The sequence below is a fragment of the Candidatus Pseudothioglobus sp. Uisw_086 genome, assembly GCF_048085745.1.
GTDB lineage: Bacteria > Pseudomonadota > Gammaproteobacteria > PS1 > Pseudothioglobaceae > Pseudothioglobus.
The window spans coordinates 464,577-489,849 of sequence record NZ_CP159803.1 but is presented as its reverse complement, the minus strand read 5'-3'; the positions used below and the strand labels follow the sequence as shown (position 1 = coordinate 489,849).

The following is a 25,273-nucleotide window of genomic DNA, read 5'->3' as shown; positions in this document are numbered from 1 at the left end:
TATCTATACTCCCATCAAGTAATAACATTTTTCAAATAATCAGAACAAAAAACCTCCAAATTTAATTAAATACCTAATATGAATTCAGCGCCAATAGTTGACGGACTAAATAAAAAACAACAACAATCTGTAACACTAAGTGAGGACACAAATGCATTAATTCTTGCAGGTGCTGGGAGTGGAAAGACGCGCGTATTAACTCAAAGAATCCATTATTTAGTGACAACAAAGAATCATCATGTAGACGACATACTTGCAGTTACTTTTACCAATAAGGCTGCAAATGAGATGAAAGAGCGTTTGAGTGATCTTCTCAGGAGGCCGATTGGCAGGATGTGGGTTGGCACTTTCCACTCGCTTGCACATAGACTCCTTAGGACCCATCCTACAGAGGCAAATCTTTCTCCTACATTTCAAATTTTAGATGCACAAGATCAGTTTCGGATCGTTAAACGCCTGATGAAAGAGAATGGTATTGATGAAACAAAGTTTCCTATCAAGAAGGTTCAATGGTTTATTAACCAACAGAAAGATGAAGGCATATTGCCCCATCAAATTGATGCAGGTTATAACTTTTTTGTAAAGCAAAGCACTAAAGTTTTTGATCTTTATGAGAAGCATTGTCAGGCCAATGACTTGGTTGATTTTGCCGGTTTACTGGTTAAAAGTTATGGGCTTTTAAAGAATAATGAATCCCTTTTAGATCACTACCAAAAAAAATTTTGTCATATCTTGGTTGATGAATTTCAAGATACTAACAGAGTCCAATATCAGTTTATAAAAATACTTCATAATCAAAGTAATCATGTTTTCTGTGTTGGTGATGATGATCAATCAATTTACGGCTGGAGAGGTGCAAGGATTGAAAATATTCAGAAAATAGAGAGTGACTTTAAACCAATTCAGGTTATAAAGCTTGAACAAAATTATCGCTCAACAGGAAATATTCTTAGCGCATCAAATGCCCTAATTGCAAACAACCAAAATAGGCTTGAAAAATCACTCTGGACGGAGTCAGGAGATGGCGATCTTGTCAATGTGTTTAATGCAAGAACAGAAACAGAGGAAGCTCAATATGTAATTAGTGAAATCCAGACCCAATTTAATCAAGGTAGAAACCTAGATGAATGCGCCATACTTTATCGATCAAACGCCCAATCTAGAGAATTTGAACAAGCACTTAGGGGGCAAAATCTTAACTATAAAATCTATGGAGGTTTGCCATTTTTTGTACGTGCAGAAGTAAAAGATGCAATGGGTTATGTTCGACTCATTGAAAACACTTCTGATAATATCGCTTTTGAGAGGATTGTGAACTTTCCAACTCGTGGGATTGGACTATCAACTATTGAAAAAATTAGATCTCATGCTATTGAAAACCATACTGACTTTTTTCAGTCATCTATTGCTATTATTAATAGCTTGCCAGCGAGGGCAGCAAATGCTTTGCAATCGTTTATCCATTTAATTGAAGAAATTAGTGATAGCACTAAAAATCTAATGCTTAGTGAAAAAGTCGACTCTATTCTACTTCAATCTGGATTAATGGCACACTATGCTAATGATAAGACTGATAAGGCTGGTACTAAAAAAGCAAATCTAGGTGAACTAGTTACAGCAGCAACTAAATATACCCATGAAGAAGATAATGAACTAAATGAAACTCAGGGCTTTATTGCTCTTGCAACTCTTGACTCAAGTGGTGAGTCTAATAAAAGTAATCAAGGGTCTGTTCAACTTATGACTGTTCATTCTGCAAAGGGATTAGAGTTTCCTGTAGTCTTTTTGGTAGGTCTTGAAGAGGATTTATTTCCCTCAAGACAGCGAGAGGGAGAGGCTCCTAATACCGATGAAGAAAGGCGTCTTTGTTATGTGGGTATGACTAGAGCAATGAAGTCTCTTACCCTCACCTATGCAAGTAGACGTTTTATTAATGGGCAATCCTTTTATTCAATGCAATCAAGATTCCTTGATGAAATTCCAAAAAGTTTTTTAAACTATATTAAAAACCATAATATTGAAAGCACGCATCAAGGATATGAAAAAAATACCAACGTTAGTAAGAAGATGGTGGCAACTTCAGATTCAATTTACTCAATAGGTCAGGTTGTTAAGCACGCAAAATTTGGACTTGGCACTATTTTAAATTATGAGGGAAGTGGAGACTCAATGCGACTGCAAATTAATTTTCAAAAAGCTGGAACGAAATGGTTGATTAGCTCTTACGCTAACCTAGAGATAGTTTAGCCTTGAGACCAAGGCATACCATCGTGTCGCCAACCATTAAGGTTGCCGCGATGATCGTTTTCATCTAGGTCACCTTCAAATCCACTAGCAACATGAGAAAGACAAGTAAAACCATTGCTTTGAAGGCACTTCAAAGCCTCATTTGATCTGAATCCACTTCTGCATATAAAAATCAGTTCAGTATTCAATACTTCACTTCGATCTCCGAGTTCATTCAGAACTGATTCGTAAAAAGCCTCTGGATCAGGTTTTAAATCTGGCTCATCAAACCAAGGAATAAGAATTGAATTTTCTGGATAGCCTACATACTTATGTTCAGCACGTGTTCTAACATCAATCAATACAACCTCTGGATTTTCCTTAAGTCTTTCCATAGCCATTTTTGGCAACAAGTTACGCTTATAGCTCATTAATCTTTCCAATAAAAATTAAAATATTATTTAATATTATCATACGTTAATACTTATTTTTTGCGAGTAAAAAGTGCAATTGACTCTACGTGTGCAGTTTGCGGAAACATATCCATCACGCCCGCACTCACCAAAGTAAATCCCAACTCAATTAATCGAGCGGTATCTCTAGCTAAGGTTGATGGATTACATGAAACATAAACTAATCGCTCAATATTTAATTTTGGTAGAAGTTCAACAATTTCAATTGCCCCAGTTCTGGCTGGATCAATTAAAGCTTTATTATATTTTTGACCTCTAAACCATTCAGAGCCTGATACATCTTCAGACAAGTCTGCTTTATAAAATGAAGCGTTATTAATTCCATTAGCATCAGCATTGGCTTTAGCTCTCTCTACCAAACCTTTATCACCCTCTATTCCAACAATTTTTTCAACATATTTTGAAATAGGAAGCGTAAAGTTACCAAGCCCACAGAAAAGATCAAGAACACTATCTTGATCATTCAATTCGAGCAATTCAATCGCAAGGTTAATCATTTTTTGATTAAGCGCAAAATTAACTTGAGTAAAGTCATTCGGTAAAAATGCCATTTCAATCTTATGATCAGGAATAGAGTAAGTTAGAGTTACAGCCTCAATCAAAGGCTTGATAGTGTCTAAGCCTCTACTCTGCGTATACCAAGTTATTGATAATGTTTCGCCACATTCTTTAAGTATAGCTTCATCACTCTCAGTCAAAGGCTGGAGATGCCTTAAAATTAATATTGTATGTGACTCCGAAATTGCAGCCTCAATCTGAGGGATATGCTCCCTAATACTGAGCTTACCAATACACTCTGCAATTATTTCTAGATTGTCACCAAGCGATGGATGTAAAACCTCACAACGGCTCATTAGAGTTATAAAAGAAGACTTTCTTTCTCTAAAACCAACAAGAACTTTTTCTTTTTTGGCAACATAGCGAACACCTAATCGGGCTTTGCGGCGATAACCCCAGCTCTGAACCTGCATGGGTTCAAGCCAGTTTTTAGGCTCAGTCTTGGCTTGACCAATAAACGCACTTTGAAGCCAACTCTGCTTTGCGATTATTTGATTTTCAGATGAAAGGTGCTGAAATGAGCAGCCACCACATACTCCATAAACAGCACACTTTGCCTCAATTCTATCTGGTGATGATTTAATTATTTCGACAACATCAGCCTCTTCAAACTTTGCTCTGGAGAGCGTACGAGATGCAATAACTTTTTCTCCAGGTAAAGCCCCTCGAGTAAAGATAACTTTGTTATCACTATGAGAAATACCTCTGCCTTCATGGGATAATGACTCAATCTCTATTTCATAAATTTTACTCTTTAACTTTCTACCTCTAGACATCTAACAACTCCACCCAATGCTTCACAGGAATTGAGCTGCCTTTTTGAAGATGCATCAAACAGCCTATATTGCTAGTAACTATTATCTCTGGCTGAGAAGCATTTAAATTTTCAAGTTTATTTATCATTAATTTATTCGATATTTCAGTTTCAAAGATTGAATATGTTCCCGCAGAGCCACAGCAGATATGTGAATCCTTAATTGGAGCTTTAAGATAGCCAAACTGAGAGAGGATTGACTCAACAAGTCCGCCTAATTTTTGGCCATGTTGTAAAGTGCATGGCTCATGATAGGAAATATTTAGCTCTGATAATTTCAGTCCACTCAAATCTTGATTTGCTAGATATTCTGCAATATCTTGAGTTTTTGATGAAACTTTTTTAGCCTTCTCAAAATATGGATCTGACTCCTCAAATAGGCTTGGATAATCCTTTACCATGACCCCGCATCCACTCGCGCTGGAAATAATAGCCTCTGCATTTGATTCAAGCTCTAGAGTCCATTTATCAATATTACGTTTCACTTTTGATAAAGCATCTTTTGGTGCAGCCAAGTGTTGATCTAATGCGCCACAACAATCACTTTGCCTGCCCTCTAGAACTCTTACATCTAATTTAGCTAAAATATTTTTTATACTATGATTAATGTTAGGAGCTAGTGTTGGCTGCACACAACCCCCTAAAAGTAGCACTGTGGACTTTACCTTTTTAGGCTTAATTGGTTTTGAAATAATTTTAGAGTGTCGAAAAAAATAACCTAATGGTTTAAAAATTAAAGGTGTTGAAAGAACCTTTCTTACTGAAAATCGATAAAGTGTTTGCACGATTGATCTTTTAGGCTCTATAAAATTACGGCCAACCTCAAGCAGCTTGCCGTATTCAACACCTGAAGGGCAGGTTGTTTCACAGGAGCGACAAGTAAGGCACTGATCCAAATGCTTTAGAGATTTAGAGCTATATTCATTATTTTCAAGAGCTGACTTTATTAAATAAATTCGACCTCTTGGAGAATCAAGCTCATCTCCTGAAAGTTGATAGGTCGGACAGGTTGGCAAACAAAAACCACAGTGCACACATGAAGCAATAACATGACTAGCAATGTCATTTTCATGTTGTGTGATCGATGGCTGTTTAAGCTCTGCATGCATTAGATAAAAACTCCATAAGGATCAAATACTTTTTTTAACTTAATTTCAACTTGCTCTCTTAATGAAGACTCTTTATTTTTTATTGATGGTTTTTTATGAAACTGGACTGCTACCTTTTCAGGCAAGATCTTTAAACTAATTTGGGTAATTATTGCCAAACGACCCATTGAGCCAACCAAGAGCCGAGATACATCATAACCAGCAACATTCTTCATAACCTGGCCACCAAAATTTAGCAGTTCACCCTTACCATTAATTATCTGAACGCCTAAAACACTATCTGAAAATTCTGCTCCAGATGTTGCATACAATGACCCAATTGTTTTTTTAGAGTCACCGGTAAAAAAAGCTAAAGCTTGATTATTTTTTGAGAGAATTTTATTAACTTCATCAATAGTTGTTCCCGCCTTTAACGTAATGACTAACTCTTCTGGGAAGTATTCGACAATCCCAGAATATGAAGACATATTTAATTGCTCTTCTTTATTATCTTTAACATTATTAGTAATTCTGAGTTTATTAGCTTGCTTTACTTTATGCTGCAGTTCTGAAATTGAGCTCATAGCTAGAAGCGTTCCAATTCAGGGTGAGGTAAATTGCCATTATGAACATGCATATTTCCTAATTCAGCACAACGATGAAGCGTAGGCACAGCCTTTCCAGGATTAAGAAGAGAATGGGGGTCAAAGACCGCTTTAATTTGATGAAAAATCTCTAGCTCTGAACTATTATATTGATGACACATGGCATCTAATTTCTCAATTCCCACGCCATGTTCACCAGTAATTGATCCACCCATATCAACGCATAACTTGAGTATATCATTACCAAATTCTTCTGCTTTTTTAAGCTCTCCTGGCTGAGCGGCATCGTATAGAATTAAAGGGTGTAAATTGCCATCACCGGCATGAAAAACATTTGCAACTCTTAGATCATATGTTGTTGAAAGACTGCTTATCTTTTCCAGAACATCAGCAAGATATCTTTTTGGAATTGTGCCATCCATACAGTAGTAGTCAGGAGATAACCTGCCAACCGCAGGAAATGCTGACTTCCTTCCTTTCCAAAAAAGTAAGCGCTCTTCCTCATTTTCTGACACTCTTACAGAAGAGGCTTTAGAAAGTATATTAATAACTTTATTTAAATCTTCCTTTACCAGGTCCTCAGAGCCATCTAACTCACACAGTAATAGTGCCTTAGCGCCTAATGGGTATCCTGCTTGAGCAAAGGCCTCAGAAGCTTCAATGGCAAATTGATCCATCATCTCCAGCCCGGCTGGGATAACTCCAATCTTAATAATTTCTGCTACTGTATTAGCACAATCTCTAACACTATCAAAACCAGCCATTACAAGTTTTGCTACTTGTGGCTTTTTAGTCAGCTTAACAGTAATTTCAGATATAACACCCAAAAGGCCTTCTGATCCTGTCATTAATGCCAATAAACCCATACCTTCATCTTTCCTAGAAAAAAGCAACTCTTGGCCATCTATTGTCAATATTTTTACTGCCTCTAAGTTTTGAACTGTTAGTCCATACTTAAGACAATGAACGCCGCCTGAATTCTCTGCAACATTTCCACCAATAGTGCACGCTATTTGAGAAGAAGGGTCTGGCGCATAATACAAACCATACTCTTCAACTGCCTCACTAATCGCAATATTACGAACTCCTGGCTCAACAATTGCAGTTTGAGCTTCTGGATCAATGGAGAGTATTCGGGTTAGCTTTGAAAGCCCCAGAACGACACTATCTTTAAGCGGTAAAGCGCCTCCAGATAGCCCTGTCCCTGCCCCTCTTGTAACCACAGGAGTATTATTTTTCTTACAAATTTCCAAAACTTTTTTAATTTGATCAACACTACTAGGTAAAGCAACAGCTAAGGGCTTTTGTTTATAAACACTAAGGCCATCACATTCGAAAGGACGAGTATTTTCTTCCCCAGATATGACTGAATTTTTTGGCAAAGCCTTGGTTAACTCTGAAATAATAGACATACTTATATTTAAATAATTAATGTTAAAACTTGACTTTTTTTTAAAAATCAATCAAAATGAAATCTAGTTTCATAGAATGAAACATTAATGTTGATGCACTCTATTAACTTATGCCTATAGTAACTTAATTAATTAGTAGCTCAATTAATATAGTTCAAGTTGCTTTGAATATTATTAATAACTATTTACACAGCTTCTATGATAATGCTCAGGACTAAAAACATTATAAAGAGTTATTAATTATATTTCCTTAAAAAAAAACTTATGAAATCATTTAACCCTCCTTCAAGAACTCTTATGGGCCCTGGTCCTTCAGATGTTCACCCAAGAATCCTTAATGCAATGGCAAAAACAACCATTGGCCATCTAGACCCTGCTTTTATTGACATGATGGATGAAATTAAAGAGATGATGCAATATGCCTTCATGACTGAAAATGCATTAACAATGCCAATATCAGCGCCCGGCTCAGCTGGAATGGAGGCCTGCTTTGTAAATCTTGTAGAGCCTGGAGATAAGGTTATAGTTTGTATCAATGGTGTCTTTGGGTCAAGAATGAAAGAAAATGTAACTCGAATTGGTGGCCAAGCAATAATCATTGAGGATGACTGGGGAATGCCTGTTAGCCCTCAAAAACTTGAGCAGTGTTTGACTGAAAATCCTGATACTAAAATTGTTGCATTTGTTCATGCAGAAACTTCAACAGGCGCCTTGTCGGATGCAAAATTACTTTGTGGGATTGCCAATAAGCATAATTGCTTAACTATTGTTGATGCAGTGACCTCACTAGTAGGCTCAGAGTTAAGAGTAGATGAATGGGGTATTGACGCAATCTATTCTGGGTCTCAAAAATGTCTTTCTGCTATGCCAGGGTTGTCACCAGTTAGCTTTAGTGAAAAAGCAGTTCATAAAATTAGTAATCGAAAAACGCCTGTAACAAGCTGGTTTTTGGATCTTAATTTAGTGATGGGTTATTGGGGTAAAGGCTCAAAGCGTGCATATCACCATACAGCTCCAGTAAATACTCTATATGGCCTTCATGAATCTTTAGTTATGCTTTGTGAAGAGGGGCTTGAAAACTCATGGGATCGACACCAACAAAATCACCAGTTACTTAGAGATGGTTTAAGTGAACTTGGGATTAGTTACTTAGTTGAAAAGTCCAGCAGACTGCCTCAACTTAATAGCGTATTCATTCCTGAAGGAGCAAATGACGCTGAGATTCGCACCACTTTATTAAATGATTACAATATGGAAATCGGCGCTGGCCTTGGTAATTTGGCAGGAAAGATATGGCGAATTGGATTAATGGGCTATACTTCAAGAAAAGAGAATATAGAACTTTGTTTGTCCGCACTAAAAAAGACGTTATAGACCTTTAGCTTTCCCGATCTTTAATTTTTGCTAAAAGCACTTCATCGGTCTCAACCCTGTCAGGATCTGGGAGACAACAATCAACTGGGCATACCTCAACGCACTGCGGTGTATCAAAATGCCCTACACACTCAGTACAAAGATCGCCATCAATTTCGTAGATCTCTTCGCCCATATAAATAGCCTCATTCGGGCATTCAGGAACACAGACATCACAATTAATGCATTCATCTGTAATTAGCAAAGACATAAACGATCCTCAAGTTAGATAATAATTTAATACAACCAATCCAGCTGTATCGTGTATTTATTAGATGCATATTTTAACGTATCAGAGTAAAAATAAAGATGATTTTGGGTATCATTAATCATTTTATTTCTAGGGTTATTATGAGAGTACTTTTAGTTGTTTTTTCATTATTATTATCTTCTATGTCATTTGCTGCAACTAATGATGGAATTTATGCACATTTGCAGACCAGCAAAGGAAAAATAGTTGTTGAGTTGGCTTATAAAAAAGCGCCGCTAACTGTAATCAACTTTATTGCATTATCAGAAGGCACTAAAAAAAGTAACAAGGATATTGGTGTTCCTTTTTATGATGGCATATTTTTTCATAGAGTAATTGATGACTTTATGATTCAAGGTGGAGATCCCAATGGAGATGGCACTGGTGGCCCTGGTTATCGATTTGCAGATGAATTTACTGATTTAATGCATGACAAACCTGGAATCCTATCAATGGCTAACTCTGGACCAGCAACGAATGGATCGCAATTTTTTATTACTCACGTGCCTACTCCATGGCTAGATGGCAAGCACACCGTTTTTGGTCATGTCGTTGAGGGCATGGACGTTGTAAATTCCATTCAAAAAGGTGATACTTTGGAGACTGTAAGAATTGAGCGTATTGGTGACAATGCAAATGAATTTATTGCTAATGAGGGCTCATTTAATGATCTACTAGCACAAGCAAATGAAGGGATTATTGCTCAACAAGCTTTGCGACAAGTTGACTTTGAAGACTTTGCAACTTCCACTTATCCAGATGCTACAAAAAATGATTTAGGTTACTTCACAAGAATTAATAAGAAAGGTGATGGCAATCTAGCAAATCAAGGTCAGCTTGTTTCAGTAGATATAGCATTAAAAGCTAACAGTGGACAAATAATGCGTGCGCCAGGAAGCCCAATTGACTTCACTCTTGGAAGCGGTGAGATAATTAGAATTGTTGAGGAAAACACTCAAGCAATGTCCATTGGAGAAGAGCGCACTATTATTGCAACCTATGAATATGTATTTGGTGATGCTCCAAGTGGCAACATACCTCAAGACTCATTCATAATATTTGAACTAATTCTGATTTCTGCAAAGGATAAATAATAATGTTTTTAGAAATATTAAGCTTTCTTTCCTCATTAGATACTGGCTTTAATGTTCTAAGCTATTTAACTGTAAGGGCTGTATTTGCAATGATGACCGCCCTTCTTATTACATTAGTTCTTGGCAAATGGATTATTGCAAAACTTCAGCATTATCAAATTGGTCAAGTGATTCGTAATGATGGTCCAGAAACCCATCTAGAAAAAGCAGGGACTCCAACTATGGGTGGAGTTCTAATACTTTTTGCTTTTTTTATCAGTGTTCTTATTTGGGGAGATTGGGATAACCCATTCCTCTGGATAGTAATTGTTACAGCTCTTCTTTTTAGCTCAATTGGCTTTATCGATGACTATCTAAAAATTAAAAAACAAAACTCAGATGGCTTAAGTCGAAGACAAAAAATCCTAGCGCAGTCGATTAGCGCAATATTAATTTGTGTGTGGCTACTCAGCTTAAATTCTAAAACTATTGGCGCAGAACTATTGATTCCATTCTTCAAAGACCTTATTATTCCGCTTAATACGCTTGCTTTTTTAATTATTGGCTGGTTTGCACTTGTTGGAAGCTCAAATTCTGTCAATCTTACAGATGGTCTAGATGGCTTAGCAATCATGCCTGTTATTTTAATTAGTGGAGCCCTTGCAGTTTTTGCTTATATTGGGGGAAATTATAATTTCTCAGGCTACCTTAATATGCCATTCATGCCAGGAACAGGTGAAATATTTGTACTATGCGCAGCATTAGTAGGAGCTGGCTTTGGTTTTCTTTGGTTTAATACCTACCCAGCTGAAATATTTATGGGTGACACTGGATCGCTATCTTTAGGTGCAATCTTAGGTGTTATTGCTATTATTGTTCACCAAGAGATACTGTTAATTCTAATGGGCGGTATATTTGTTGCTGAGACCTTATCAGTAATTATCCAAATAGGCTACTTTAAGCGCACTCAAAAAAGAATCTTTTTAATGGCTCCACTTCATCATCATTATGAAAAAAAAGGACTCAAAGAGCCAAAAATTATTGTGCGGTTTTGGATTATTACCCTGATTTTGGTCTTAATTAGTTTAGCCAGTATAAAGATTCGATAATGATGATTGTTTTCGCACTGTAAAATACCGATTCATGAGTATAAAATCAGACAAGTGGATTCGTAAAATGTCCCTAGAAAATGGGATGATTCATCCATTTGAGCCAAAACAAGTTCGACAATCAAATGATCAAAAAATAATCTCTTATGGTACCTCTAGCTATGGCTATGATGTTCGCTGCTCAACTGAATTTAAAATATTTACAAATATTAATCATAATATTGTTGATCCTAAAAACTTTAATGCCAAAAGCTTTGTTGAAATTGACTCAGATGAGTGCATTATTCCTCCAAATTCTTTTGCACTCGCAAGAACAGTTGAGTACTTTAAAATTCCTCGCTCTACGCTAGTTATATGCCTTGGGAAGTCCACTTATGCAAGGTGCGGCATAATTGTTAATGTCACTCCACTTGAGCCAGAATGGGAAGGACACGTAACTCTAGAGTTTTCTAATACAACACCTTTGCCTGCAAAAATATATGCCAACGAGGGCGTTGCTCAAATGCTCTTTTTTGAGTCTGACGAGGTATGTGAAACTTCATATAAAGATAGAGACGGAAAATACCAAGGCCAAACTGGCGTAACTTTACCAAAGGCTTAGGCAATATGTCTGAAACCTCCAAACGTCGCACTTTTGCGATCATTTCACATCCCGATGCTGGCAAAACTACAGTTACTGAAAAGTTGCTCCTTTATGGTGGAGCTATTAAAACAGCTGGAAGCGTAAAGGCAAGAAAAGCTGATAGTCATGCTACAAGTGACTGGATGGAAATGGAGAAGGAAAGAGGCATCTCTATTACTTCATCCGTGATGCAGTTTCCTTATGATAATCACGTTATCAATCTACTAGATACACCTGGACACGAAGACTTTTCTGAGGATACTTACCGAACTTTAACTGCTGTGGACTCTGCTTTAATGGTTATTGATGTAGCCAAAGGTGTTGAGCAAAGAACAATTAAATTAATGGAAGTATGCAGACTTCGTGATACACCAATCATAACCTTTATCAATAAGATGGACCGCGAAGGACTTGAACCTATTGATCTTCTGGATGAAGTTGAATCTGTACTAAATATCGAATGCTCTCCGATCACATGGCCAATTGGAATGGGAAAGGGTTTTAAAGGAGTTTTTCATCTGCTTGAAAATAAAGTTTATTTGTTTGAAAGTGGTAAAAATGCAAATATTGGTGACAACACAATTATCGAGGGAATTGATAATCCTGAATTAGATAAAATACTGGGTGAAGATTTTGCAAAAGAAGCCCGAGAAGAAATTGAACTCATTAGCGGAACAACAAACCCTTTCAATTTAAATGATTTTCTTGAGGGTAAACAGACGCCCGTATTTTTTGGATCAGCAATCAACAATTTTGGTATCGAAAACTTACTAGATGGGTTTATTAAATATGCCCCTTTACCTCAAAGCAGACAATGTGATACTAGAAATGTATCTCCTGAAGAAGGAAAACTGACTGGATTTATCTTTAAAATTCAGGCAAATATGGACCCCAAACATCATGACAGATTAGCATTTATGCGAATTGTCAGTGGTGAATATCAAAAAGGGATGAAGGTCCTTCAAGTTCCAACAGGTAAGCAGATAAAAATTGCAAACGCTGTAACCTTTATGTCTCGTGAAAGAAGCTCAACTGAAGTGGCCTATGCTGGCGATGTTATAGGTATTCATAATCACGGTGGGATAAGTATTGGAGATACATTCACTCAAGGCGAGAAAATTAACTTCCAAGGCATCCCTAACTTTGCTCCAGAGCTTTTTAGAAGAGCACAGCTCAAAGACCCTCTCAAAGCTAAGGCATTACAAAAAGGGCTTGATCAGCTTTCAGAAGAAGGGGCAACTCAGGTATTCAGACCAATTTCTAATAGCTCTCAAATTTTAGGTGCTGTAGGTATTCTGCAATTTGACGTCGTTGCTCATAGACTCAAATATGAGTACGGAGTTGATTGTCAATTCGAAACGATAAATGTAGCAACAGCAAGATGGGTTACCGGCCTCGATAAAGATATCGACCAGCTCAAAATAAAAGCTGGGAATAATGTTGCAATTGATAGCGCAGGAATGCTTTCTTATTTAGCCCCAAGCATGGTAAATCTTCAGCTTACAATCGAGCGTCACCCAGACTTAACCTTTAGCTCTACAAGAGAGCACTGACTCTTAAGCTTCTAATGGCTTAACAACTTCAGCTATATCTTTCTTATTTAAATAGCCTACAACTGAGCCACCTGAGTCTTGAACTATGCAGCAATCAGCATTTTCACGAAGCATCTCACATAAAGCGGAGTCCACTGAATCCGTCTCATTAACAGCGATACTTGAAGAAGCTTTTGCTGGCTTCTGATCAGTCATTACAGATTTTGTTTGAAGGACATGAGAGCGATTTACTTTTTTGACAAAGTCCTTAACATAATCATCAGCAGGAGTCATTATAATTTCTTGTGTTGTTCCATGCTGAACCAGCTCGCCACCATTAAGAATAGCAATACGGTCTCCAATCTTTAGTGCCTCTTCAAGGTCATGAGTAATAAATACAATAGTCTTATGGAGTTCTTTTTGGAGCTCCAGTAACAAATCTTGCATGTCACTTCGTATGAGTGGATCAAGCGCACTAAAGGCCTCATCCATCATTAAAATTTCAGTATCGCACGTTAAAGCTCTCGCCAAACCAACACGCTGCTGCATTCCACCTGAAAGCTGAGACGGATAACGATTTTCGTATCCAGATAAACCTACTCGATCAATCCATTTCTTCGCTCTTGCAACTGCTTCATCACCCTTTATTCCTTGCAAATGGACTCCTAAACAAACATTATCCATAATTGTTTTGTGCGGAAGGAGTGCAAAGCTTTGAAATACCATTGCAGTTTTTTGTTGCCTAAATTGCCTAAGTTTTTCCATTGGCATTTGAATCACATCCTCACCACCAATCATGATTGAGCCAGCAGTAGGCTCAATAAGTCGATTAATATGTCGAATAAGTGTGGATTTTCCAGAACCAGACAGGCCCATAATAACTTCAATATTCTTGTTTGCTAAATCAAGATTAATATTACTCAACCCAAGAACATGCTGATGCTCCTTAAGGAGATCATCTTTTCCCATTCCATTATCAACATGTTTTATAACAGACTCTGCCTTAGGTCCAAAAATCTTAGTTAAATTTGAAATTTTGATTTTTATATCCTGTGTCATAGAACATCTCCAGAACGGTGTTTTTGAATCCGAGTACCAAATGCTTGAGAAACCCTATCGAATATAACTGCTAAGGCAACGATTGCAAGTCCATTTAGCGTACCCATTGATAAATATTGATTTTGAACAGCTTGCAGCACAGGAAGTCCAAGTCCTGCAACTCCAATCATTGAAGCAATAACAACCATCGCTAGCGCCATCATAATAGTCTGATTTATCCCAGCAAAAATATTTGGCAGAGCAAGCGGAATTTGCACCATAAATAAACGCTGCGTATAGGTTGCACCAAAAGCATCTGCAGCCTCCATAGCCTCCTTATCGACCAATCGTATACCTAGATTTGTTAATCGAACAATAGGTGGCATAGCATAAATACAAACTGCAATCAGTCCTGGAACTTTTCCAATACCGAGCATCATAACAACAGGAATAAGATACACAAAGGGTGGAATTGTTTGCATAATATCTAATACAGGAGTTATTATGGATTGTGCTCTATTAGACTTTGACATCCATACACCAAGTGGCATTCCTAACGTCAAACATAAAAGTGTCGCAGCTGAAATCATTGTGACAGTTGATATCATAGGATCCCACATATCTAGAAATCCAATTGCAAAGAATGCTAGCATTACTGAAATTGATACCTTAATACTTCGAGCACCAAGCCATGCTAGAATTCCTGCTACTCCCAGAAAAACAGGCCACGGCGTTGATAATAATAATCTTTCCAACCAAACTAAAAAAAACATTAACGGGTCAAAGAATGCTTCAATATTACTTCCAAACTCTCTTGTAAAGTCTTTAAAGGCGGCATCAACACAGTTACGAGAACTCATCATGACGTCCCCTGGTATTGATATTACATTATTTACAAATAAGGTAAAGTCTGAAGTAGTTATTGAATCTCCAACTCTAGAAGCCATGCTACTAAAGTGTTGAAGTTGAGACTCAGGGTTAACTGAGCGAATTGAGTTAATACTTGATCCAACATCATTAGCATACTCACTTATATTTGAAGCCAAAGCCTCTGGATCAGTTGATCGTATGGAGATATACTGCCTATCCAGTCTTTCAACAGTTTTATCAAAACTAGCTACTGCTCTTACTTTTATATCACTGTAATTGCCAGACTCATAGAGACCAGCCAACTCATTGACCTTTATACTGAGTTCATTTGCCTTATTAACTAACGGCATTAAGACATTTTCAACAGTTGAAACATCAGTTCTAATAGCAGCTTCTTTGACTGCTCTAGAAAGGGCCTCAGGGTCATTTATATATGGCATTAAGCCTGAAACTATCTCATTACTTTCAGACATATCCTTGACTTTTGCATGAGTAGAAATACTTAGCGTATCTAAATTGTAAATCATGTCTCGAACACCAGGATAGTTCTTATATATTGAGGCTGAAGCATTAACTTGCTCTCGGATTTGTGATAGCTGTTCTAAATGATTTTGAATAGTAGAATTTGAGCTAAAGAAATCAATGTTTCCTTTAAGGCTACTAATTTTTTGATTTAGTAATGCAATTTGAGATCCCATCTCACTCATAAAGGAATCAGTGTATTGATCTGCTTTATCAGAATAACTACTTGAAAGTTCTTTAACTTTAGTTAGTAACTCTTGAGCCTTTGGATTATTATTTATATAGTGCGCATTTTCACTAATAGCTTTTAATAAAGTCTCTATTTCAGGAAATACAGAAACAACTTCATTAGGATTATTTATAGAGTCAACTCTATTAATAAGCTCCGTAACAGAGCCACCATAGTTTTCTAATAATGAATTTTCGTTTGAACTATAGAGACCAGAAAGTTCCTGGGTTTTGGTCTCAAGGACTTGAGCTAATAATTGAACCTTTTCAAGTAGTTCTGCAGAATTATTAACCTCAGTTAAAGGGTTTGAGTCATTCGCTAACTCTTTTAACGTTTTTGTTTTAGCTTCCGCTCGATCAGTCAGCTTTGAAAAGCTATCTGTTATTTTAACCAACTGAGAATAATCTGTAGCGCTTAGAGCCTGACTTGTTAAGTCATCAGCTCTTTTTGTCATTGCTTGAATAAAGTTTAAATCTTTACCAAGTATTCTCAAGTCTGCTATTTCAGATGCTGGCGGAATACACTCTATTATTGACTGTTGTGGAATTGGCCTAACTGCCGCCATAGTAAAACTCCTTTAAATCTATTACAATTTAAACATTTTTTTACTTCAAATTGAAAATCAATTTGAACTTAAATTTATAAAACCTATAATAAAAAAAATAATTTTTATGATTAAAGACTATTGTTTACTCTTTAATCATAAAAATTGCCCGCAATTAAAAAATCTACGGGCAATCTGTATTTACTTGAAACTAGTGAAACTTAATAGTTTTACAAGTTTCTTAGAAACTTTATAGAGAGGCTTCTACTGAGGCAGCAACATCAGCACTGACCCAAGCTTTCCATACGTCTCCATGTGAAGATAGGAATTCAACAGAAGCGTCTGCTCCTGTACCTCCAGTGTCTTCCATCCAAACAAGCATTTGATTCATTACAGTTCCAGGCCAAGTGCGAGCTTTGAAATACTTCATCGCTTCAGATGGTCCGTTGTAGTACATGTTGTCACTTAGTAGTGTATTAACACGTGAATTAATCCAAGATGATGGCTCACAACCAGTACTAGCTAAGGCAACACAACCCACCCAGTTATCATCACCAGCATAAGAACCCATATCGATAGCTTGCATGTCAAATTTACCAACTAATGATGTTGGGTTCCAGTAGTAACCGAACCAGTTATCACCACTTTCTGATGCTTTTGCAATTGAACCATCAAGTCCAGCAGCTGAACCTGGATCAATTAGCTTCCAACCTTTAGCTTCCATATCAAAAGCGTCATAAAGAGCTTGGTTTGATAATTGACAACCCCAACCTGCAGGACAGCCATGGAAAGCACCCATAGAAGGATCTTCTTTGTCTGGGAATAAATCTGGACGCGCTAGAATTGCTTCAGCTGAAGTCAACTCAGGGTGAGCATCAAGCGTTGCAGGTAAAACCCACCAGCCTTCACCAAGTCCTGACATTGGAGCTATATTACCAATGTGTAAGCGACCCGCACCAACGGCACTATCAACTAGGTCAGCCATTGCGTTCGCCCAAATTTCTGGAGCAACATCTGGTTGGCCTGTTTCATTCATTGAAGTAAATGTTGGCATAGTAGAGCCAGCAACTAGCTCAATTTCACAACCCATTGCTTCCAACATAGCCTTATCGACATTAGCCATCAAAGATGCTGATGCCCAGTTCATGTCTGCGACTGTTATTTTTCCACATGCAGCATTTGCAGATGTGCTAAGCAATAATGCTCCAGCAATAGCTCCAAATAGCTTAGTGGTAAACTTAATTTTCATACTTATTTCTCCTAAGGATTAATTTTAAATAGAGTGAATTAATTCAAACTCTGGCCAAATTATAGCAACAGAGAGCATGCAAAGTAGTGTTTTTTTTATTTCTTTTATCAAAATTAAAAACAATAATTCACAATGAACTATTTTTTAAAATTCACATAATGTATTAAAATAAACCCTGCTTTCTATCTATTCATCTTCTTGAGTATCATCTTTTGCCAGAGAAGGAGAGTCATCTTCCACTTGATTTTCACCTTCTGCTAATGAAGCGCCGTCAGCCCCTAATTGATTATCACCCTCTTCTTCTTCATCATCTGTTTCAGCTATTTTAGCTACTGAAACTAATTTTTCATCATCAGCAATATTAATTAAAGTAACGCCCTGAGTATTCCTTCCAATAATTGAAACATCAACTGCGCGTGCTCTAACTAATGTACCTTTATTGGATATTAGCATCATTTCATCTTCATCCATAACCTGAATAGCACCAACTACTTCACCATTTCTATCCGATGTTTTTATTGAAATAACACCTGAGCCACCTCTTGCTTGGGAGCGATATTCATCTAATTGAGTTCTCTTGCCATAACCTTTTTCAGTTGCTGTAAGAATAGGATCGTCTGACTCAGCAACGATCAATGAAACTACTTGATCTTTATCAGCTAAACGTATTCCTCTAACTCCAATGGCTGTTCGGCCAACTGAGCGGACATCAGACTCTTTAAAACGGATAGATTTTCCTGCTGAAGAGAAAAGTAAGATGTCATGTTCGCCGGCAGTAATCTCAACGCCAACTAACTTATCATCATCTCTTAGCTCGATGGCAATAATTCCACCATTTCTTGGGCGTGAAAAGTTTTTAAGTGATGTTTTCTTACATGTTCCTGAACTGGTAACCATAAACACAAACTGATCATCAGTAAATTCTTTAACTGGCAATATTGCATTTATTGATTCATCCTTCTCTAAAGGAAGCAGGTTAATAATTGGCTTTCCTTTAGAAATTCTTGAAGCCATTGGAAGTTCATAAACTTTTAGCCAGTGAACTCTCCCTCTAGATGAGAAGCATAAAACCGTGTCATGGGAGTTTGCTACAAATAACTGATCTACAAAATCCTCATCTTTCATCTTAGTGGCAGTTTTTCCTTTACCACCTCTTCTTTGCGCTTGATAATCACTAAGTGATTGTGCCTTAACATAACCTCCATGAGATAAAGTTACCACTCTATCTTCTTGAGCAATTAAATCTTCAAGTGTAAGGTCGATTTTATTTTCGATGATTTCAGTAATTCGAGGAGCGCCAAAATTATCTCGAATTTCAGCAATTTCTTGACGAATTACGTCCATTAATTGGTCTGGATTTTGAAGAATATCAAGTAACTTTTTGATTTCTTCAAGTAATCCATTAAATTCATTAAATATTTTGTCCTTTTCAAGACCCGTTAATCTATGAAGTCTTAAATCAAGAATAGCTTGTGCTTGTTTTTCTGATAATTGATAATCACCATTCTTTTGCAAACCAAGATCAGCACCTAAATCTTGAGGCTTGAACTGAGCCATGTCTCTATCACCAATAAGCTCCTGAATAACTGAGCCCTTCCATACTCTCGCAACCAAACCTTCTTTTGCTTCACTAGGATTAGGCGCAGCCTTTATAAGCGCTATAACCTCATCTATGTTAAAAAGAGCAACAGATAAGCCCTCCAATAAGTGAGCTCGGTCTTTTGCTTTATTAAGCTCAAAAATCGAGCGACGAGTTACTATCTCTCTTCTATGCGCAATAAATGCACTCAAGATAGACTTTAGATTCATTAGTTTTGGCATTCCTTGGTCAATTGCAACCATGTTGATACCAAAAACAGTTTGCATTTCTGTTAACTTATATAAGTTATTAAGCATAACCTCAGGAACCTCTCCCCTTCTAAGCTCAACCACCATACGCATACCATCTTTATCTGACTCATCTCTAAGGCCAGTTATTCCGTCAATCTTTTTATCTTTCACAAGCTCTGCAATTTTAGTAATGAGCCTTGCTTTATTAACTTGGTACGGGAGCTCAGTTACAACAATGCTTAATTTATCTTCGCCTTCAACATGTGATCTTGAGCGCATATAAATCTTTCCCTTACCAGTCTCATATGCCTCTCTAATACCAGAGGAGCCATTAATTATTCCAGCTGTAGGAAAATCAGGTCCAGGCATTATTTCTAAAAGCTCATCAATAGTTATGTCTTCATTATCAATAAACCTAAGGCAAGCCTCAGTAACTTCAGTTGGGTTATGTGGTGGGATATTTGTAGCCATTCCCACGGCAATTCCTGAAGAGCCATTCACCAATAAAGTTGGGACTCGAGTAGGCAAAACTGAAGGTTCACTTTCAGATCCGTCATAGTTATCAATAAAGTCTACCGTTTCTTTATCTAGGTCTCTTAAAAGCTCATGTGAAAGCTTTGTCATGCGTATTTCTGTATAACGCATAGCAGCTGCTCGGTCTCCATCTACTGAGCCAAAATTTCCTTGGCCATCTACTAGGATACATCTCATCGAAAATGGCTGAGCCATTCTAACAATTGTGTCATAAACTGCTGTGTCACCATGAGGGTGATACTTACCAATCACATCACCCACAATTCGGGCAGATTTTTTATAAGATTTATTGTAATCATTACCAAGAACTTCCATGGCATAAAGAACACGTCTATGAACTGGCTTTAAGCCATCTCTAACATCAGGTAAAGCCCTTCCCACAATTACGCTCATTGCGTACTCTAAGTAGGAGTCTCGCATCTCGTCTTCTATAGTAACTATTGGAAACTTTTGCTCGAGAATTTCTTTAGAATCGATATCGTCAGACATACAATAAACCTATAAAAATAACTAGATTTAATTGTACCCTAGATGAGGTAAAAACACACCAATAATTTGGGTCTTTTTGAAGGGTAAAAACTGCGAAAAATCCCTAAGAATTTCGAGATTTTATAGATTTTGCAAGATCTCTTAAAAGAGTTTCTGTATCGTCCCAGCCAATACAGCTATCAGTGATACTAACACCATACTTTAAAGATGGCAATGGTCCAACTTTTTGATTCCCCTCATTGATATGAGATTCAATCATTACGCCAAAAATTGACTCTGAGCCCTCTTCAATCTGAGCTGCAATATTTGCACCTACTTTTAATTGATTTTTAAACTGCTTCTCAGAGTTTGCATGAGAGAAATCTACCATAACTTTAGAAACTAATCCCTTTTCTTTGAGCTTCTCACAGGTTTTTTCAATATGTTCTTTGGAATAATTTGGCCCATCTTTCCCACCTCTAAGAATGATGTGGGCCGTATCATTGCCTAAAGAAGTAAAGTGGCTAATACCACCATCCTTGTTTACTGACAAGAGATGATGAGGACTATTGGCAGACTGAATTGCATCAAAAGCAATTTCTAAAGAGCCACCAGTACCATTTTTAAAGCCAACAGGGCATGATAATGCTGATGCTAACTCCCTATGAGATTGGCTCTCAGTTGTTCTAGCACCTATTGCGCCCCAAGAAATCAAATCAGATAAGTATTGTGGCGTTAACACATCTAAATACTCAACACCAACTGGCATATTTATTTCACCCAGATCGACTAAAAGTTTTCGCGCAGTCTCAAGGCCTTTATCAATATCAAAACTTTCATCTAGATATGGATCATTAATTAAACCTTTCCAGCCAACTGTCGTTCTTGGTTTTTCAAAATACACACGCATAACTATCAACAAATCTTCAGATAGCTCTTCTTTAAGTTTAAGGAGATTATTTGCATACTCCATTGCTGCCTTAGTATCGTGAATTGAGCACGGGCCTACAAGAACCATAAGACGGTTATCGTTACCATATAGAATATTTTTGATAGCATTTCTAGAGCTTACAACCCCTGATGCAGCTTTTTCAGATAGAGGTAATTTCTCTATAAGAGCATTAGGCGAGACCATCGGTGCACTAGATACAATTCGAACATTATCAGTATTATGATGCATAAACCTTACTTTTGATTTGTAATAACAGCGTAAGCAGAGTGATTATGGATTGACTCAAAGTTTTCTGATTCTAAAGAGTAATAATTAATTTTATTATCAGCATTTAATTCTACAGCAATATCTCTAACAATATCTTCAACAAAAGCAGGATTTTCATAAGCTCTCTCAGTAACAACTTTTTCATCATCACGCTTAAGTATCGCATAAAGCTCACTTGACGCTTTTTGCTCAGCTAAATCAATTAAATCTTCTAAGAAAATAACTGATCCTTCAGAAGGTTTTGCTTCGATAGTTATGTGGGATCTTTGATTATGAGCACCATATTCAGAAATACTCTTAGAACATGGGCATAAGCTAGTAACTGGAACTACAACTTTCACAGACATATCTGCCTTACCATCAACAATATTACCAATTAAGGTTGCCTGATAATCAAGTAAACTTTCAACACCAGATGATGGAGCTGATTTTTTTCGAAAAAATGGAAAATCTACTACGATACGAGCACTTGAAGAATCAAGCTTTTCAGCAACCGTTTGAACAAGATCCATAAAACTTTCAACACTAAAGCTGCATTCATTAGCATTTAAGATTTCAATAAATCTAGACATATGAGTTCCCTTTACATTCTCTGGAAGCCTTACTGTCATTGTAAAATTAGCAACTGATGGGTGCGTTTCTTTAGCTTTATTTACAAAGCTAATTGGATGCAAAATATCTTTAATTCCAACTTGATTAATAACAATATTACGAAGATCTTTAATGTTTTGAGTATCAGGGAGTAGTGTATTTTTCATTTTTTATTATTCCGAATAAGTAACCGCAGACCTAGGTGTTTCCCAAATCATGACTTCTTTAACCTTGACATCTTTATTGGGAATTAACAAGGCAATTTCATCAAAAAAATATTTAGCAATATTTTCAGCAGTAGGGTTTAGAACATCAAAAGGCTTTATCTCATTTAAATATTGGTGATCCAGCCTTTTAACCACCAACTTCGTTTGTTTTTTAATTTCACGAAAATCTATTGCAATACCAGAATCATCAAGAACTTGTGAACATACAGAAACTTCCACTTGCCAGTTATGGCCATGAAGTCTTGCACAATCACCAGGATAATCTCTAAGTGAATGGGCGGATGCAAAGTCTGTAACAATTTTTAGGACGAACATATTCGGAAAAATTGATAAAAAAAATACGGATTATACCTATTTGATTATAAATTACCAACTTCATGAACTATGAAATTAACCCGGTAGATACTAAGTGTAAAGCATTTTGACCTATATTGAACTCTAACTAATCTACAGCTTCAATGCTATCAACTTTTTTGAAAACGCCTGGAAGAATTAAACCTTTGCGTGCGCGATGACTTACAAAATTAACTAACTCTTCAAAAGAGTATTTTTTATGTTTCTTTCCATATTGAACTCTTAATTTTTGATTATCTTTAATAGCACAAACGCCAATAACAAACTCTTCTCGATCAATGAAGTCCTTATTTGCAATCTGAATAAGCTTATTACCCTTTCCTTTGGAAAGATATGGCAATTCAGATATTGGAAATATCAATAATCTAGCTCTATTAGTAGCTACTGCAACATAATGATTATCAACATCTTCAACCATAGCAAGCCTATTTGCTCTTGCTTGTTTTGATAATGTAATCAGATGTTTGCCAGATTTAGTTTTTGAATTTAAATTACCCAAGGTTGATACAAAACCATAGCCAGCGTCTGACGAGAGAATTATAGCTTGTTCATCTTTTCCCATAACTACATCTATAAATTCGGCGCCTAATGGAGGTGTTAATTTTCCAGTTAGAGGCTCTCCCTGACCCCTAGCACTCGGAAGGCTGTTGGCTAGGATAGAATATGACCTTCCTGTAGAATCAATAAAAAATGCCATTTGATTACTTCTACCTTTGGCATCTTTTAAGTATGTATCTCCTGACTTGTAATTTAGTGAAGAGGAATCAATTTCATGACCTTTAGCTGCTTTAACCCAGCCTTTTTCACTCAGAACAACAGTAACATTTTCAGCTGGAATCATGTCTTGATCATTAAATGCTTGAGCAGAAGAGACGTCAGAAATAATTTGACAACGTCTTTTATCTCCAAATTCCTCAAGGATTACTCTTAGTTCTTTTTTGATATAAGTCTTTAGCCTTGTATCACTTGAAAGCAAAAGTTCAATTGACTTTCGCTCTTTCCCAAGCTCATCTGCCTCACTTTTAATTTTAACTTCTTCAAGTTTAGCTAGGTGACGCAACTTTAATTCTAATATCGCTTCAGCCTGTATTTCACTGATTTTGAATTGCTCTATTAAAACAGGCTTGGGTTTTTCTTCACGGCGAATGATTGCAATAACCTCATCAATATTAAGATAAGCTATAAGAAGTCCATCAAGAATATGCAGCCGATCTAAAATTTTATCCAATCGAGATTGGAGTCTATTAACAACAACCTGCATTCTAAATTCTAGCCACTCTTTAAGTAAAGGAATCAACGGCTTAACTTGAGGCTTACCATTTAAACCAATAACATTCATATTGACTCGATAATTTTTCTCAAGATCCGTAGTTGCAAATAAATGAAGCATTAATTGCTCACAATCGACTCTATTAGACCTTGGAACAATTACTAATCGAGTTGGGTTTTCATGGTCTGACTCATCACGAAGATCCTCAACCAATGGAAGTTTTTTATTGCGCATCTGAGCAGCAATTTGAGTGATAACCTTAGCTCCTGATGTCTGGTAGGGAAGAGATTCAATAACAATTTCTCCATCCTCTTTAATATAGCCAGCCCTCATTTTAACTGAGCCATTTCCAGTTTCATACATTTGGCGGAGGTCTTCTTTTGAACTAACAATATAAGCATCCGTTGGATAGTCTGGAGCTGGAATAATCTGCATAAGTTCATCAAGCTCAGTTGAAGGTTTTTCTAGCAGCTGAATACACGCAGCTATAACCTCCAGAAGATTGTGTGGTGGGACGTCAGTTGCCATACCAACAGCAATTCCAGATGTTCCATTAAGAAGCAAATTTGGCACCTGTGCAGGAAGTTGAAGGGGCTCTTGAATCGTGCCATCAAAATTATCAGTCCAGCTTACTGTGCCTTTATTAATTTCAGCAAGAAGTAAATCTGCATAAGGCGATAATTTAGACTCGGTATAACGCATCGCTGCAAAAGACTTAGGGTCGTCAGGAGCCCCCCAATTACCCTGTCCATCAATAAATGGATAGCGATAAGAAAAAGGCTGCGCCATTAAAACCATGGCTTCATAGCAAGCACTATCACCATGAGGATGAAATTTACCTAAGACATCACCAACGGTTCTGGCAGATTTTTTAAATTTTGCAGTCGATTTCAGTCCAAGCTCACTCATCGCATAAATGATTCTTCTTTGGACTGGCTTTAAACCATCCCCAATAAAGGGTAGCGCACGATCGAGTATGACATACATTGAGTAATCAAGATAAGCGCGTTCACTATATTCTCCAACGCTTTGTCGCTCAATGCCGTTTTGGCTCATTCTTTCCTTAGTTTATATTTCGAAAATTTAACTCAAAAAAAGAGTTAAAGTTGGCGTTATTTTAATTCAACTCTGGACCCATTTAAGATTAATTATT

General features: G+C 36.9%; 20 protein-coding genes. 6 read left to right on the top strand and 14 right to left on the bottom strand.

Going from position 1 to position 25,273, the window contains the following annotated elements; genetic code table 11:
- Positions 1–78: 78 nt before the first annotated feature.
- Positions 79–2,247 (top strand): UvrD-helicase domain-containing protein, encoded by a 2,169-nt coding sequence (locus ABXT49_RS02425; RefSeq protein ID WP_416652880.1) that lies wholly within the window; start codon positions 79–81, stop codon positions 2,245–2,247.
- Here ABXT49_RS02425 and ABXT49_RS02420 read toward each other — a convergent pair.
- The 5 genes from ABXT49_RS02420 to ABXT49_RS02400 are packed head-to-tail and all read right to left on the bottom strand — an operon-like array spanning position 2,244 to position 7,176.
- The gene (locus ABXT49_RS02420) at positions 2,244–2,657 is read right to left on the bottom strand and encodes a rhodanese-like domain-containing protein (protein WP_416652878.1); all 414 of its coding nucleotides are present in this window, start codon (positions 2,655–2,657) and stop codon (positions 2,244–2,246) included. The two genes, ABXT49_RS02425 and ABXT49_RS02420, sit on opposite strands and share 4 nt — an antisense overlap.
- Before the next feature lie 53 nt (positions 2,658–2,710).
- The gene (gene rlmD / locus ABXT49_RS02415) at positions 2,711–4,033 is read right to left on the bottom strand and encodes a 23S rRNA (uracil(1939)-C(5))-methyltransferase RlmD (protein WP_416652876.1); all 1,323 of its coding nucleotides are present in this window, start codon (positions 4,031–4,033) and stop codon (positions 2,711–2,713) included.
- Positions 4,026–5,180, bottom strand: coding sequence for a glycolate oxidase subunit GlcF (glcF, locus tag ABXT49_RS02410; RefSeq protein ID WP_416652874.1), 1,155 nt, complete (start codon positions 5,178–5,180; stop codon positions 4,026–4,028). Before glcF ends, rlmD begins: the two co-directional genes overlap by 8 nt.
- A complete protein-coding gene (locus ABXT49_RS02405) occupies positions 5,180–5,743 on the bottom strand; it encodes an FAD-binding protein (RefSeq protein ID WP_416652872.1) in 564 nt (187 codons plus the stop codon). Before ABXT49_RS02405 ends, glcF begins: the two co-directional genes overlap by 1 nt.
- Before the next feature lie 2 nt (positions 5,744–5,745).
- On the bottom strand, positions 5,746–7,176 hold the full coding sequence (locus tag ABXT49_RS02400; RefSeq protein WP_416652870.1) for an FAD-linked oxidase C-terminal domain-containing protein: 1,431 nt from the start codon (positions 7,174–7,176) through the stop codon (positions 5,746–5,748).
- Positions 7,177–7,440: 264 nt separating this feature from the next.
- On the opposite strand from ABXT49_RS02400, the gene ABXT49_RS02395 reads away from it, so the two are divergent.
- The gene (locus tag ABXT49_RS02395) at positions 7,441–8,550 is read left to right on the top strand and encodes a pyridoxal-phosphate-dependent aminotransferase family protein (protein WP_416652869.1); all 1,110 of its coding nucleotides are present in this window, start codon (positions 7,441–7,443) and stop codon (positions 8,548–8,550) included.
- Positions 8,551–8,554: 4 nt separating this feature from the next.
- Here ABXT49_RS02395 and ABXT49_RS02390 read toward each other — a convergent pair whose 3' ends face one another.
- The gene (locus tag ABXT49_RS02390) at positions 8,555–8,800 is read right to left on the bottom strand and encodes a YfhL family 4Fe-4S dicluster ferredoxin (RefSeq protein WP_271537370.1); all 246 of its coding nucleotides are present in this window, start codon (positions 8,798–8,800) and stop codon (positions 8,555–8,557) included.
- A 140-nt stretch (positions 8,801–8,940) separates the two neighbouring features.
- Between ABXT49_RS02390 and ABXT49_RS02385 the strand changes: the two genes are divergently transcribed.
- Genes ABXT49_RS02385 through ABXT49_RS02370 form a run of 4 tightly spaced genes read left to right on the top strand, consistent with a single transcriptional unit; the run spans position 8,941 to position 13,196 of the window.
- Positions 8,941–9,933, top strand: coding sequence for a peptidylprolyl isomerase (locus ABXT49_RS02385; protein ID WP_416652867.1), 993 nt, complete (start codon positions 8,941–8,943; stop codon positions 9,931–9,933).
- A gap of 2 nt (positions 9,934–9,935) precedes the next feature.
- Complete coding sequence (gene mraY, locus ABXT49_RS02380) at positions 9,936–11,021, top strand: phospho-N-acetylmuramoyl-pentapeptide-transferase (RefSeq protein WP_416652866.1); 1,086 nt, start codon at positions 9,936–9,938, stop codon at positions 11,019–11,021.
- A gap of 34 nt (positions 11,022–11,055) precedes the next feature.
- Positions 11,056–11,622 (top strand): dCTP deaminase, encoded by a 567-nt coding sequence (dcd, locus tag ABXT49_RS02375; RefSeq protein WP_271537365.1) that lies wholly within the window; start codon positions 11,056–11,058, stop codon positions 11,620–11,622.
- Between the two features lie 5 nt (positions 11,623–11,627).
- Entirely contained in the window at positions 11,628–13,196 is a 1,569-nt protein-coding gene (locus ABXT49_RS02370; protein WP_416652864.1) for a peptide chain release factor 3, read from the top strand.
- A gap of 3 nt (positions 13,197–13,199) precedes the next feature.
- Here the strand turns inward: ABXT49_RS02370 and ABXT49_RS02365 are convergent, their stop codons facing one another.
- From ABXT49_RS02365 to parC, 8 genes are all read right to left on the bottom strand, one after another.
- On the bottom strand, positions 13,200–14,234 hold the full coding sequence (locus tag ABXT49_RS02365) for a quaternary amine ABC transporter ATP-binding protein (protein ID WP_416652861.1): 1,035 nt from the start codon (positions 14,232–14,234) through the stop codon (positions 13,200–13,202).
- Positions 14,231–16,399: an ABC transporter permease subunit gene (locus ABXT49_RS02360; protein WP_416652858.1), complete on the bottom strand. Its 2,169-nt coding sequence runs from the start codon at positions 16,397–16,399 to the stop codon at positions 14,231–14,233. Before ABXT49_RS02360 ends, ABXT49_RS02365 begins: the two co-directional genes overlap by 4 nt.
- 229 nt (positions 16,400–16,628) lie before the next feature.
- Entirely contained in the window at positions 16,629–17,627 is a 999-nt protein-coding gene (locus tag ABXT49_RS02355) for a glycine betaine ABC transporter substrate-binding protein (RefSeq protein WP_416652856.1), read from the bottom strand.
- 186 nt (positions 17,628–17,813) lie between these two features.
- A complete protein-coding gene (gene gyrA, locus ABXT49_RS02350) occupies positions 17,814–20,480 on the bottom strand; it encodes a DNA gyrase subunit A (RefSeq protein ID WP_416652853.1) in 2,667 nt (888 codons plus the stop codon).
- A 103-nt stretch (positions 20,481–20,583) separates the two neighbouring features.
- Positions 20,584–21,639: a 3-deoxy-7-phosphoheptulonate synthase gene (locus ABXT49_RS02345; protein WP_416652851.1), complete on the bottom strand. Its 1,056-nt coding sequence runs from the start codon at positions 21,637–21,639 to the stop codon at positions 20,584–20,586.
- Between the two features lie 5 nt (positions 21,640–21,644).
- Entirely contained in the window at positions 21,645–22,436 is a 792-nt protein-coding gene (gene folE2, locus ABXT49_RS02340; protein ID WP_416652849.1) for a GTP cyclohydrolase FolE2, read from the bottom strand.
- Between the two features lie 6 nt (positions 22,437–22,442).
- Positions 22,443–22,811: a 6-carboxytetrahydropterin synthase QueD gene (gene queD, locus ABXT49_RS02335; RefSeq protein WP_416652847.1), complete on the bottom strand. Its 369-nt coding sequence runs from the start codon at positions 22,809–22,811 to the stop codon at positions 22,443–22,445.
- 127 nt (positions 22,812–22,938) lie between these two features.
- Positions 22,939–25,176, bottom strand: coding sequence for a DNA topoisomerase IV subunit A (gene parC, locus ABXT49_RS02330; protein WP_416652845.1), 2,238 nt, complete (start codon positions 25,174–25,176; stop codon positions 22,939–22,941).
- Positions 25,177–25,273 lie beyond the last annotated feature (97 nt).